General features: G+C 42.8%; 14 protein-coding genes. All 14 read right to left on the reverse strand.

Features of this window, described 5'->3' with window-relative positions:
* Positions 1–9: 9 nt before the first annotated feature.
* The 14 genes from BLU97_RS06425 to BLU97_RS06480 all read right to left on the reverse strand — a co-directional run bounded on the left by BLU97_RS06425 (position 10) and on the right by BLU97_RS06480 (position 13,719).
* Positions 10–375 carry a TerY-C metal binding domain-containing protein gene (locus BLU97_RS06425; RefSeq protein ID WP_254771673.1) on the reverse strand — a complete coding sequence of 122 codons (366 nt, stop codon included), beginning with the start codon at positions 373–375 and terminating at the stop codon, positions 10–12.
* Between the two features lie 13 nt (positions 376–388).
* The gene (locus BLU97_RS06430; RefSeq protein ID WP_139208877.1) at positions 389–976 is read right to left on the reverse strand and encodes a hypothetical protein; all 588 of its coding nucleotides are present in this window, start codon (positions 974–976) and stop codon (positions 389–391) included.
* A gap of 86 nt (positions 977–1,062) precedes the next feature.
* Positions 1,063–5,973 carry a DEAD/DEAH box helicase gene (locus BLU97_RS06435; RefSeq protein WP_074760758.1) on the reverse strand — a complete coding sequence of 1,637 codons (4,911 nt, stop codon included), beginning with the start codon at positions 5,971–5,973 and terminating at the stop codon, positions 1,063–1,065.
* A gap of 35 nt (positions 5,974–6,008) precedes the next feature.
* Complete coding sequence (locus BLU97_RS15975) at positions 6,009–6,182, reverse strand: hypothetical protein (protein WP_175456317.1); 174 nt, start codon at positions 6,180–6,182, stop codon at positions 6,009–6,011.
* 304 nt (positions 6,183–6,486) lie between these two features.
* The gene (locus BLU97_RS06440) at positions 6,487–6,843 is read right to left on the reverse strand and encodes a hypothetical protein (protein ID WP_139208879.1); all 357 of its coding nucleotides are present in this window, start codon (positions 6,841–6,843) and stop codon (positions 6,487–6,489) included.
* A 132-nt stretch (positions 6,844–6,975) separates the two neighbouring features.
* Positions 6,976–7,707 (reverse strand): hypothetical protein, encoded by a 732-nt coding sequence (locus BLU97_RS06445; protein WP_074760760.1) that lies wholly within the window; start codon positions 7,705–7,707, stop codon positions 6,976–6,978.
* Between the two features lie 157 nt (positions 7,708–7,864).
* Entirely contained in the window at positions 7,865–9,613 is a 1,749-nt protein-coding gene (locus tag BLU97_RS06450; RefSeq protein ID WP_074760761.1) for a hypothetical protein, read from the reverse strand.
* A gap of 131 nt (positions 9,614–9,744) precedes the next feature.
* Positions 9,745–10,185 (reverse strand): hypothetical protein, encoded by a 441-nt coding sequence (locus BLU97_RS06455; RefSeq protein WP_074760762.1) that lies wholly within the window; start codon positions 10,183–10,185, stop codon positions 9,745–9,747.
* 447 nt (positions 10,186–10,632) lie between these two features.
* Positions 10,633–10,794: a hypothetical protein gene (locus BLU97_RS15980; protein ID WP_175456318.1), complete on the reverse strand. Its 162-nt coding sequence runs from the start codon at positions 10,792–10,794 to the stop codon at positions 10,633–10,635.
* 73 nt (positions 10,795–10,867) lie between these two features.
* Complete coding sequence (locus BLU97_RS06460) at positions 10,868–11,479, reverse strand: hypothetical protein (RefSeq protein ID WP_074760763.1); 612 nt, start codon at positions 11,477–11,479, stop codon at positions 10,868–10,870.
* 26 nt (positions 11,480–11,505) lie between these two features.
* The gene (locus BLU97_RS06465; RefSeq protein WP_013063214.1) at positions 11,506–11,790 is read right to left on the reverse strand and encodes a hypothetical protein; all 285 of its coding nucleotides are present in this window, start codon (positions 11,788–11,790) and stop codon (positions 11,506–11,508) included.
* 5 nt (positions 11,791–11,795) lie between these two features.
* Positions 11,796–12,317, reverse strand: coding sequence for a hypothetical protein (locus BLU97_RS06470; RefSeq protein ID WP_074760764.1), 522 nt, complete (start codon positions 12,315–12,317; stop codon positions 11,796–11,798).
* On the reverse strand, positions 12,314–13,042 hold the full coding sequence (locus BLU97_RS06475) for a hypothetical protein (protein WP_074760765.1): 729 nt from the start codon (positions 13,040–13,042) through the stop codon (positions 12,314–12,316). The genes BLU97_RS06470 and BLU97_RS06475 overlap by 4 nt, the downstream gene beginning before the upstream one ends.
* 53 nt (positions 13,043–13,095) lie before the next feature.
* Positions 13,096–13,719, reverse strand: coding sequence for a hypothetical protein (locus BLU97_RS06480; RefSeq protein ID WP_254771674.1), 624 nt, complete (start codon positions 13,717–13,719; stop codon positions 13,096–13,098).
* Positions 13,720–13,758 lie beyond the last annotated feature (39 nt).

Below are 13,758 nucleotides of genomic sequence, written 5' to 3' on the forward strand. Positions count from 1 at the left end.
CTTGTTTTATTATAATCCTCCACCTGATAGTTCAATACTTGAAACCATTTCCAAACCTCCGCTATATCCACAGTTTGGACATGTAACGTGCTTTTGTCCATGCCAACAAACGACGGTACCACAGCCACAAATCCAGAATTGATTGGTGTGACAGTGGGGACAGCCAGGAAAATTAGCATCGTATATAACGGCACCTCTTACTTTATGCGCATCAAAACGCTCTCGAAGTGCCTTGGCTTTATCAATCTTGAAAGCCCAAACGAATTTTAGGTTGCCTCCTTTTGGGTCAACAGTAATTGCGAAGGGCTTTTTGGTCTCTTCGCATGCAGCCATTACTGCAAAGGCTTCTTTTGATACTGGTGTTATTTCTGCCATAACTACGTATTTGTTATAAACTTGTTGCACATTTAGCCACTAACCAAAACAGAGAACAGAAAATGACGATGGCCATAATTGTACTAACAACATTAGCTCCAGCTTCTGTTGCTTTTTCTGTAACGGTCTTTGTGTCCACAAAGAATTTGTCACATATAGAATATACACTATACTTTATTGTGTTAATAAAATTCTCTTCGAAACCATCGACTGTATATTTTTTACTATATCCATGAAGCTGGTCTCTTACTGCGATTGCTGAATTTTTAATTCTAAGTACATCCTCGTCAGTAGAATTATACCATGCAGGAGTAGAATAATAGCTAACTCCTACATAACCTCTGTTTGACTGCAACTCCATAGCTTTGTACTTATCGCGTAAAGTATAGATAGCCAAATTGAGTTTAGCACATGCCTTCAACAGATTTATAGCCAATATAGCCGAGTTGAAACTTTTAAAACCAGCAGAATCCTTCCCGAACTTATCGTTTAAGTAATCTGTTTTCATTTTCGATACATAAGGGGGATAATTGTATGAAGCCATCTGCTCCTCACTTAGATTTGAAAAATCATCAATAAGTGATGACAAAGGACCTGACATATTTTTAAGGTATGTCAAAGCTCTTTCAAAATTGATGGGAGGAAAGCTAATCAAAATGTGGTCACTCGTCATAACACTCGAACTAATTAATCAAACTTCAATTTAGGTAATGCATTCACAATGTCGACAGTTTGGACTGAGACATTTATAACGGAGAGTAGAAGATCCAGGATGTAACGGGGCTGGTGATGTTCACGAGCCCAGTCGTTAGCATCATTCCTGATGAGGGATTTTGTGTCTTGACTGACACAGTATCTCTCAACAATCCATTCAATAGCGGACTTACCGTTTACAATATATTCGTAGGCCTTAGCTGGAATATTTTCGATGGTGATATTACCGTTGAATATGATTGTGGACTTGTCCTGCTTAGACTTGAAACGCAGCTTATCTACAACTCGGAAGTAGTCATAGTCGGCATCTGTGCCTGTAAGCTTGCGGTCGCCATGTACGATTACTCCAGGATATGCAGGAACTGTCTCGTAGTTCAGATGCAAGTCGGCCAGCTTCTTTCCATACGTATAGAAGTCCATGAAGTCGTTCACGTTTTCTACGATAGGAATACGTGGTAATGACTTCTTAAGGTCGGCTGCAAAACGCTCGCGGTATGCAGGAGAGTGTAGAATTCCATATACATAGTAGAAAACCATTTCCTTTGTGATGTTTCTAGCTCCACCATAACGGCTTCGAATTTCTTTAAGAATCCAGTCTGTTATACCATCTCTACGAATATATTTTTCATTGGAAACATCATCAAAGAGCGAGCGTTGCTGAATTTTATTTTCTTCGTACCAATAAAGAGGAAAACACCTGGCGCCAGCACTTAAACTATTATAGTCCGTTATGGAATGTGTAATAGAAATCGGGTTTTCTTTATTATTACCCATACCACTAACGCATATAATAATATTCTCAGTTTCTTCTGATGGAAATAAATTTTTCCACTGAGCAGGACGTTCAATCAGAGATGAGTCATAATACACATATTGTTTCTGATATGGCCTATATACCGCCTCTTTTATACATGATTTATCATATTTGAGCGTTTTGTTGTTTGATTGGTATTTTTTTAAATTTGCAGACCAGCTTATCTTTGAAGGGTCAGAGAATAATTCTGAATCCTTTTTCCCCAACTGTGAATTGTAGACTTCTATCATGTTGGAAATAGATGATTGTAATTTTGAACAACCATATGAATACACCCAATTATCGCGACTTGTTGCAATACCTAAAACTATATTATTAAAAATACTCTTTGGCTTGATTGAATTCTTGTCTGGAGATACTGGAATAAGTGAATCATATAAGCCATCACGCATATTTATCCAATCATTTTTCTCATTTGGTTCTAATTCTGACCATTCAATATTACTTATAGAATTAAAATCATGAACAACCTTTAGCTTTTGCTCGCGAGTAAGGTAATCACCAATGTCGTGATAAAAAATCCGGGCTTCACCTCTTTTAGTAGGATTTTTTACAAGTAACGTTATCGTTATTGGTGTTCGGGTGCCTTCGCCAAAAACGCTTCCTCCTTCCTTTCTGCGCTGCTCTCCAGAGGTTCTTGCGTTTCCCCTCAAATTAAATACATATATTGATGTAAATTCATCACGTAGGCATTTACGCATACCTTCTTGAGTATTTCCATCTATCCACATGCCGTTACTGATAAAACCTATTATACCTCCTTCGTTTATAGAGTGGATACGGTCAGATGCCCAACGGAAAGCTTTTATATAGCTATCATATAGAGCATTTTTTAAAGTGGTAGATGCTTCTTTAACGTACGTTTTTTCTATTCTGCTATCAAGGTGCGGGTATTTCAAATTCTGAGCATCGTCATTTGCGGATTTTTGACCAATAGAATATGGTGGGTTACCAATAATAACTCGGACTGGAGCTTTCTTTTGGCGCTGTAGACGCTTTGAATTCTCTGGGAAAAGCTGGGAGAAGATATCGTTGTCACCGTGTTCATTCAGCTGGAATGTATCAGTAAGGCAAATACCGTCATACATTTCATAGCTGTCAGGATGCATTAAATCGTGATAAACAGACTCAATATTCACGTCGGCAATGTAATAAGCCAGCAGCACGATTTCGTTGCAATGGATTTCATTACGGTATTTGCGAAGCATGTCCTCCTTGCGGATTAGTCCACTCTGGAGTAGACGGGTAATGAACGTACCTGTTCCTGTGAATGGGTCGAGGATGTGGACGTTTTCCTCTGTCAACGAAGTATTGAATTCCTCTTTGAGGATGTCTTCAACAGAGTGTATAATGAAGTCCACACATTCTACTGGAGTATATACTATACCCAGTTTTTCGACAGTCAATGGGAAAGCGCCTTTGAAGAACTTCTCATAGAGGTTCTTGATGATGGTTTGCTTGCCCTCCAGATTATCAATGTTGCTAACGTTGTTTCGGACCGATGTGTAGAACTTGTCCAAAACAGCGGTATCCATCTCCATTCCTTCGGCCTCGAGAACGTCAATCATGTCTTGCATAGAGCGGGAAACAGCGTTGTTATTGACAAACTGATAGTCCTTGAAAAGTGCATCAAAAACAGGACGTGTAATCATGTGCTGTGCCAACATCTCGATGGCCTGGCCAGTGTCGACACTATCGTTGATGTTCTTGTGCAAACCTTTAACGAAGTCGTTAAAGTACTCGCGGGCTTTGGCGTTTTCTTTGATAAGAGTTGCAATACGCTGGATGAATTTCTGGGCAATTTCTCCAACGGACTTAGCCCAGTTTTCCCAATATAGCTTGTCGCCAACCTTCTCAACAAGGCGGGCATAGATGCCGTCCTGAAGTTCTCCGAACTGGAGTTCCAGCTGGCGGGCAACTTCTTCTCCTGAAAGCTGAATAGCTTCTTCTCCCACACGGTCAGGGGCTTCATGACCAACACTATATGTGCCGTGGGGAACACCTGCAACAGTAATCTTTGATGGACGCGTCTTGTTCAAATTAATTTGATTGACATGAGCGTTGAAGTTCTCATCATGAGAACGAAGGGCGTTGAGGATGGTCCATACGACCTTGAAACGCTCGTTGTCTACAAGAGCTTGTTCTGGTGTTACGTCATTTGGAACGATGACGGGTATGATAATGTAACCGTATTTCTTTTCGTGGTCGGTGCCTTTACCGAATGAACGCATAACACGACCTACAGATTGTACTACTTCAACTTCACTGTTTCGTGGAGAAAGGAAAAGAACAGCATCCAATGCAGGAACGTCGACACCTTCTGAGAGACAGCGGACGTTGCAAAGAACACGGCATTCGTTGGGGTCTTCTGCGTCCTGCTTAAGCCATGAGATTAGGCCGTTACGGGTGTTTGCATCCATTGATCCGTCAATATGCTTTGCATAGACGTTTACAACATCGGGACAATCCTCTTCACGAATAGATTCCTTATATTCTTCGCAGATACTGTGGAAATAAGTGGCAATCTGCTTTGAAGAGAAATTTGGGTTGCTCTTTGTGGGATTGATGGTTTGGCAGAAAGCAACAGCACGCTTCATCAGGATTGGGTCTTGCTCCTTAGTAACTCCGTTGTCGCCTTTGATACGCTTTGAAAGTCCATTGATACAACCGATAAGCTTTGTAGCATCGTCGAACTGGAGCTCTTTGATTTTATCCTTATCAGCAGCCATCGTGTACTGTTCCTTGATTCTTGTACGGATAGCCTGAGGAATGTCGTCTTCACTGACAGTCAAAACCAATACCTTATAATCGGTCAGAAGGCCCTGACTAACAGCATCGTTAAAAGTTAAACGATGGAATTCCTCGCCATAGATATCGACGTCGTCCATTGAGCAAAGAACATCATCATTTTCTTTAGCCTTAATTTTTACTGACTCCCTGTAAAGGCGTGGGGTGGCGGTCATATAGAGGCGACGTTTTGCACGAATGAAATCATTATTATGGATTTTCGTGAAGTTGCTTTCGGAGCGATCCTTCAGGATAACGCCTGTTGTACGGTGAGCTTCGTCGCAGATAATCAGGTCGACTTCGCGTCCATAAGCATCAATGGCTTCTTTGACAACATCGATACTCTGGTAAGTGGAGAAGATTACCGTTCTGCTATCGTCCTTGTCGTAGCGACGGAGCTGCTGAAGAATAGACTTGGTGTTCGTAGTAGCCGGAACAGCAAGGTCGATGATGCTGGCGTCTTCTTCGTCAGCGTCAATCATTTGACGAGTAACCTTGGCGTCAGAGCAGACGCAAACAGCCTTCAATGGGTCTTGCTTGTCTGCCATCCATGCATTCAGAGTCTGTCCAAGAAGGGCAATACTTGGAACCAGGAAAACGACAAAGGCGTCCTTGTCGGTCATTTGCTCCATGATTTTGAGCGATGTGTAGGTCTTACCTGTACCACACGCCATAATCAGCTTTCCTCTATCATGCTTTTTCTCAACGAAATACTCGTAGGCTTTGGACATGGCAATCAACTGGTGTCTCATTGGCTGCTTGCCAGATAGTCTAGCCTCGTCGCCATAGATGTTGTTGCGAAGCTTTTCCCAGTCTACAGCAGATATCTCGAGGTCATAGAGCGAAATGCGGTTGAATGGTTTGCTCAAGCCCTGTATTGCTTGTTCAGCATTCGGGCCCCATTTCTTGCGTGATGTTTGCACCCAAACAAGATTACTAAACTCTTTTGTCTGGAATGTATCAGCGTCAATGAAGGTGCGGCTTGCGTTTGCTAAGAAACTATCTACGGCAGACTTGTCGATGGTAGCGTCCTCTGCATAGCACTTACACTGGATGGCCCAGTAGTCGCCATATTCTGTTTTGGCAACAAGGTCGATACCAAGATCTTTGCCTCCAAAGGCCTTGCGACCAGGGAATTCTTCCCACAGCCAAACCTCTTCAAGCTGTGAATAACGTGGGTCGGTGAGGAACCAGAACTTCATCAGACGTTCAAAATCTGAACCTTTCGCCTTTTCTGTAAGTGATTTTAGGCGTATCTCGGATAATATATCGTTTATTGTCATTGTTGCTGTTACTTCTTTGTCTCAGGTTTATATTTTTAGTTGAACTTAATTGTATTTGTTGAAACCTTTGGCTTGTTATACTTCTTTCCTAACATAAAGCCTATAGCAAATGCAATTCCCAGCAAAAGAAGGACGCTAATAGCTACATACCATCGACCTTCAGGGGTAAACCATGCTGCGGGCAAATATTCATACCAATGTTCAATCATAATTTGTTTTTATCTAAATACAGAAACTCCCAAGCAAGTGTCTCGACAGGTGACCAAACCTTTTAATACACTGCAAGGGAGTCTTGTTATATCATATGTTGTTGGCATTTCTGCCTGGTGGGTCTTTGTCGGGTAGTAAGTATGGCTGTGCCAAAGTTTACTAATTGGCTACAAATTTACTATTTTCTTGGGAAAGATAAGGGGGAATAATTGATATTTTAAAATATTTTAAAAGTAGGGCGTTGAAAAGAGAATGTCTTGAGCTCTCTTGATTGAGATTTAAATATTGACAGAACTTTCGAATTTAGAAATAGATGGTGGTGTCGCCGGCCCATGCTGTGTCTATTGTAATTATAAGTTTAATACCTCCAGCCTGTGCGGCTTTGGTGATGTTATTTCTTATCTCCGGGTAGAGAGGATTTGCTTTTTCTTCGGGGTTCTTTATTACGTATGTTTCTACCTTTGTGGCGAAGCGGTGGATACTGTCCGTGGTGGCAGCTGGGAGGTGGGTGGATTCGTCATAATAGTTAAGCATGATGTTGCAATCGCGATTATCTTTGCTGCATGACGATGCGAACGAGACAGCGGCAAATGTGAATGCCACTATAAGAAGAGCGTGAAGACTCTTAATGGAGATACTTAAGCTTATATATTCTTTCATTATCATTATTGGTTTATGGTTGCAAAGATAGTGTTTTTTTTAGTATTATATTCTCAAAACACTATTTTTTTTTAAATAGTCCTGCTATCGATAAGTGTGAATACTATAGATAGCAGGACGAGTACTAGATATTTAATCTTTGGACATATGTTTGGTATAGAAATCCTGCAGGGGGAAGTCTTTGTTTGGAATGAATTCTATGTCATATGAAGTGGTGATGTGTATTATACTGTCAATTGGAATCTTGGCTGCACACTCATTTGTAGAGTCGTGGCAAAGAAGATAATATTTCGGGCAGTCGAACATGATATAGTACGGATGTACAACAATAACTTCTTCAGCTTTTTTGTTTGACTTACAAGTAATGAGAGCTGGCGATTTAGAACGGATATGCTGGTAAATAGACTTGAATATTTTACAAGCTAACTTAGAAGGAGTTTTCTTATAAAGCACAATAGGTTCACTTTCGACATCAACTTCAAGCATGTCAGAAAGCCTACGTGAGAGGGATTCGTAAATCAAAGTACCTTGTATAGGGTCACAAAAAAGGATAGACATCAGAGCCGAATGAAGATGTTCTATCTCATCAAAAGTGAACGTGTTTTTGAAAATGGAATTACCGATTTGTTCATAACGATAATAGTTCTCATAACTGCGACGTTCTACACGGATTTTCCTACGATATACATACCGGATTGTATCTATATCGTTTCTAATAGTGTTGCTTGAAACTGGTGGAAATCCGTTAGCCTCAAGTCCGTCATTTACTGCTTCCAACATCTCTTTTATTGAGCTTCCATGTAGTCTATTTAATAGGCGGTCGATGATAATTTCTCGAGCCGCAGCATGTTTTGTATTTGCCATTTTTGCTATAATTAAATCTAATGATCCGTAAACGAGATGCAAAATTATAAAATTAATATTCAATAATAACAGATACCACCAGAAAACAGTATGATTTCGGACACTTTTTCCGAAATACGAACTAAACTTTTACAAATAGACTGGAAAAGATTGCATTTTACATAATACCACCTAAAGATATGGGATATGTTTCATGCTGGGGGAACTTCTCACAACCGATGTACAGGGTATCAAAAGCATCGGTGCCGTCAGTACGATGCTCGAGCAGGTCCTCTTCAGACTCGGGCTGCTTCTCCATAGACTTGTTCTTGCGGAAGCCCAATCTACCCCGCTCTACCCCAGCCGACTGGATAGCCAGGATGAGATCGTCATTATTCTGGCGATTGAAGAACGGCATGAGGCGCTGCTTACCGGCGAAGCCCTGATTGATGAGCAGGTATTTCTCATCGTGGCGCATAGGGTTGCCTAGGTACACATCTTGTACCTGCCACCCGTGGCGCTCAAATTCATGGACGACGACGTAGCGGAAGTCCTGGTCATTCACGGCATAGTTCGAGCCGAGGGCCGTGGCGTCGTAGTAGAAGATGACCGTCTTGTTCTGATGATAAGCGTAGTATGCGCAGAAATCATCGACCAAGGCGGGAATCTTACGCTCGAACTTGACGTAGAAAGATTTGAGAATATTCAGGCGGGAGCCAGATGGCTGGCCGGCTACAATCCAGTTGATATTAGCATTATAGTCCATGCCGATGCAAATCGGGGCCAGGGGATTCACATCCTCGTCGGCGCGGCTGTCTATACAGCTGCCGAGGGTGCTGAACTGCGAAGCTGCCTTGATGTCGTAGTTCTGCTGTGACGTCTCCTTAAGGATCTTGTCGTAACCGAGCTCGTCGAGGTAAGCAAAGTTCGAGGCATCATACTTGTGATGCTCCTGCATCGAGGAGTAAAATCCGTCGTGTGTGATGCCGATACGCTGGCAAAGGATGGATGTCTGAAAGGTCTTGGGTGTCAAGTCACGTTTCATCTGACGCAGATACTCTTCGCCCAGGAGCTGCAGATTCTCAATGGTGCTGTACTCTTTGTAGTACACCGCCACTGAGCGGAACTTGTTGAGCGACTGGTCCAACCATTTCAAGTAGCCTTTCAGGTACTGAGGAATGGGCTGGTGTTGCTCTTTCAGACGGGCGATACGTTCCTTTGTTTCCCAAATCTTATAGATGGTGCCCTGAATGGTGGCAATCAGTTCTGGATCCATCTTCTCCCGATAATGCAGGAACCAGGAACCTTTCTGGGTCTGTGGCATATCGGATAGAACCATCATTGAGTGATTGAACGAATGATGGCCGAAGTACGAACGAATACCGCCGTTAGCGGGAAGCGTTTCATCCTTCAGTTTATTATAATCAATGAACTTGGCTTCGTCTATAAGCAGCCAAGAGAGTGTCAGAGAGTTAGAAGAACCAGGGCGGTCCTGAGAGATGATAACTGCTATGGAGCCGTTGTAGAACGTGATGACGTGTTCATAGTCAGCAGGCTCGGTAATAGGCTTGGCAAAGGACTTCGGGGGCTTGCGACCAACGACGTAGTGGATACCGTTGAGATATCCCCAGCGCTTCCATGCTGCAAGCAGACCAGGGATGGTGTTTGTCAGGCCGTGTTTGAATGTTGGAACCACAATTCCCCCAGTGGAACCGGGCATTCTCTGCATATTTCTTAAGACGAATGGCGAGGCTATGGAGTCTGTTTTACCGGTACGGCGACCAGCGACAATGACTGTTGTCTTGGCACCGATGTACTGTGCCATCAGCTGGGGCTTATTGAAGTACACGCGCTTTTCGTGCTTACGGGCTTCATTGTCCCATTGCTTTAGGAGTTCAGGGTTTGTATGAGGGGATTGTGTGGACATAATAATACCTTTGCTTTTAGGGCAAAGGTATTATTTACTGACAAGACGAAGAAAGACATGGAATATTGTTCAAATCGATACTTAGTAACAACCGCCAATTATCAACATCGTCACTCTTTTATTATGCCTTGTTAAATCTTTATTTTGTTAGGAGGATATGCTACGTTGTTCTTGAATAGGAGCTCCTGTAGCACATTGATATAATCATTCTGCTTTTCAATAATACTCTTAAAATCAGATAATTTATTTTCTGAGAGAAGTGAAGAAACCATACGAGACTCAAGAATCGCTGATTGGCTCTTAGACTGTTTACAACGCTTAAGGTCTTGTTCTAATTGCATGATTCTTACTCGCGCCTCTTTCAGTTTTCTCTTCGTTTCTGACGCATTCTCTTGAACTTTCTTGGCTTCAATGTAAAACCTCGCCCATTTATCTTGGTCTTTTCTATAAGCCTTGAGAATGTACTTCATCCTTACCTCGAAAGGAATCTCGTCATCATCCAGTATATATTTGCGACCGATAAACTCGTTGTCGCTCTCTTCTTCGTCTATTTGAGAATTAAATTCTTTCATTGATAAATAACTTGTTAGAACCTTGGTTTATATTAAACGAGTGCAAAGGTATATAAATCCATTTAATTAGCCAAAGGTTTATCTGGAAAATGCAGGAAAAAGGGGAAGATCGCCGATGTATTGAGCAATCAGCTGGGGAGTGTTGAAGTACACGCACTTTTCGTACTGGTGTGCTTCGGAGTCCCATTGCTTCAGGAGTTTAGGGCTTGTATGAGGGGATTGTGTGGACATAAAAATACCTTTGCTTTTGAGTCAAAGGTAAGTATTACTTATCGGTAGTAGAAAGATACTTACGCTATATCATTGGTGGCGGAAGTGGTCCGCGCCAATTGTGATTCTGAAACCACCAGTTCTTTTTCTTGCGCTTTCGTGGCTTCTTTTCCTCAGGCTCGGCTCTAATTATTGCTAGCACTACACCTACAAAGAATATTATTCCAAATATGTAAATCATTTCTTTCTTTTACTAAAATGTACAGGATCTCCTGTTTCACCAAGTCTTTCAAAGAAATTCTTTTTCTTTGGCTTTCGTGGCTTCTTTTCCTCAGGCTCGGCTCTAATTATTGCAAGCACTATACCTATAAAGAATACTATTCCAAATATGTATATCATATTTTATATTTTTCTTTTGTTGGCAAATATAGGGTATTATTTTGAGAAATGCAAGTTAGAAAGGAAAATTTTGCTATTCTTGGGGTTTTTCGTCGAAAATCTCCTCGAAATTCATGTCGGCTTCCTCGTACTCGATATTGAGCGTATCAGGATTAGAAGCGCCCAGTTCCTTGGTAAGCTTCTTGATACGCTCGTCGATATTTGGTACGGGATTGATACCTACTACTCGTGGGTCGGTCGTTGGGAAGAAGGGTTGTACCACAATCATGTGATAAGGTACGGCCGTTTCATCCTCGACATCGATACGGTTGTACTTTGCATAGCTGGTGGCGGCTTTCTCCATTGTTTTTGTATCCTTGCGCTTCTTTGCCATCTGGTATGTCTCGAGAATCATCTCGTTATAACGCCAACGGTGGAAGTCTCGGGTGGCCTCACTTAAGTTAGGCAGCAGCGACTTCACGATTTTCAAGTCAGCGTAGGCAGTGACTTTGCTCAGGCCGTAACGTTGCATAATCTCATCAACGAACTGGCGATCCTTGGCATCTGGGTTAGCAATGCACCAAGTGACCATATCCCGTAGGCGAAGGATATGGTCGACTTGGGGAATAGCGTACTTTTCCTCTAACTCAGATTTCTGAGTGTAGAGGTCCGTACGGGCGATATCGACGATACTTGGTAATGGCATAAAGAAGATACGGATTACAATGTTATTTACTCGTCGTCCTCCATATCCATGAGGTTTTTCTGAGCGTTTTCCAACGCGAGGGGGCTACCGACATAAGCCAGCTGCATTTCCTGGTGCAATAGTTTTACCTTTGATGCAGCCTTTCCTTTATGGTAGCGTTTGCTGACTTCTGTAGAACGATCGGCAATATCCTCGCGGAGCTGCTCGGCGGGGATATCGAATAGTACGGCAATATCTGAGATCTTCAGATAGATAGAGGCGTATTGCTCTACTTGATTAAGCTGTTCGGGGGTGTATTCTATTGTAGTCATCGTGATTATTCTGCTTGGATACGCTGAGAGAAAAGGTCAGTTAGCGGAACGCTGTGATTATTGATTAAATCAGTAACCTCTGCGTGGAGCGTGGCGAAAATGGCTTTGTCCGTAGAGATAAAAGCTGACTCGTGGCGATTTCCGCGTGTCAGATTCTGTGAGGTAATGACTGAGACTGTCTGACCGGACTCAGCCTGTACCAACAGGATCTTCGAGTGATTATCTGTAAGATAAGTACGCTCGATGACCTGCGTCATGAATGACCAGAGCTTCAGTGTTTTATTCGTGGCCTTGTGGTCGAGAACCAAATTAAACTCGGTGACTCTCCCACTCTTTTCTATGAAAAACAGGCGGCGTAGGAATTCCTCGGAGATTGAGAATGAAGTTTGCCACACCTTGGCATTTCCTACCTGCTCCAGTATCCATTCAAGGAGGTCAGCCACCTGAACGGCATTGGAGAGGTAGGCTTGTGAAGGACACTCTTGGAGCGGCTTCACAACGTCAGCCATAGATGCGGTACGCTTCATTCTTTCTTAGCGGTCTTCTTTGTGGTACGCTTTGCTGTGGCCTTTGCCTTTTTAGGCTTGGATTTTTCGGCTTCATCACTAGGATTAACCACATCTGGCTCGGGATTAACCGAAGTTGATGAAGAAGAGCCAATGATGTAATGATCGTAGATATCCCAGTTCGAGACACGTTTCTTATCGAGAGTAATGATTTCCTTCAGGAAAGGATATCGCTCGCTATCTGGACAGGTAGTGTTATCTAGGCTCAGTGTGCGCAACTTCAAATGCAGCTCACGCATACGATGAACGATATCCAGATTCTCTACATATAGTGCCTGAACTTCCTCAGGAAGTGAGTCATGATCAGCGCGCTTGCCTGATTTGAAGTCTGCGTATTCCGCTGATTTTTTGGGTGATACAGAATTATTATCTACTAATTCTGAAGCAACTACTGATGGAATAGCCAAATCTGGCTTAATCACAGATTTGACGATTTCATCGACTCTTGCCTGCATGGCTTCCACCTCGTCATGGGTGAGCTTCTGCAGGCGGAAATTGAGGTATTTCTGCAGCTGCCCCTTGATGAATTCGGCTTTTCCCTTGGGATTAACCGAAATATTATGGTACATGATACGGTTGCCCGAAAGCTGAAGCAGCATCAGGGCTCCGGCATCCCAATTCTTTTCACTGTCAGGTGTGTTCATCCAGGCCTGCAGGGTGTTCGTAAAAGTATTATCTTGATTCATACATTTAATATGTTTTGTACGGATTAATGTGAACTAAAATTCCATAATATACTTTAGAGTTTGTTGTTTATTCCGCTGAAAAACAGCAAGTTCTTGTTGTACGGCTCTAACGCTCGAAGCATTGCTTGAAGTGTCTGTCCTGTGGTAACAAAGTCATCAAAGCAGATAATATTCTGTTCATCTGGAACTTGTTGAACATCGAAGATGGCCCCTACTCGTTGTTTTGTCCTACAGGTACAAACATCCTCGTAGAAAGGAATGCCCAACAGGCGGGCAATCTGCTCGGAGATGCGAGTGGCAAAGTTCTTCACCAGGTGACGACGCTTCGGCGTGGTAATGATGCACCAGGAGCCGCGTGAGAGGTCCGGACCGATGATATCAGAAATAAATGATTTCATCGTGCCGGCAAAGAACGGAACCATCGAATCATCGGCTTTGATTTCGGTGAGAGTACGGCCATAGACGGACTTCTGCCAATACGAGAGGAAGAAGAGCCCGGAACGACGTGTCAGGCGTGGGCGCGGTGTGAAGTCGCAACGCGCTTCCACCGTCTTATCCCATCCTTTGCGCTTCTGTTCTGCAAAAATATCCTGCTCGCGCTTGGCCTGAATATCTTTCAAAGCAAGCTGCGCACTCCCGATATCAGGGACTTCTATCTCTGATAGCAGTTCGCCCATATCTATTGGAGTGCGCATCTTCTAGTGAGGTATTGAAGG

The organism is Xylanibacter ruminicola (assembly GCF_900107775.1).
Taxonomy (GTDB): Bacteria; Bacteroidota; Bacteroidia; order Bacteroidales; family Bacteroidaceae; genus Prevotella; species Prevotella ruminicola_C.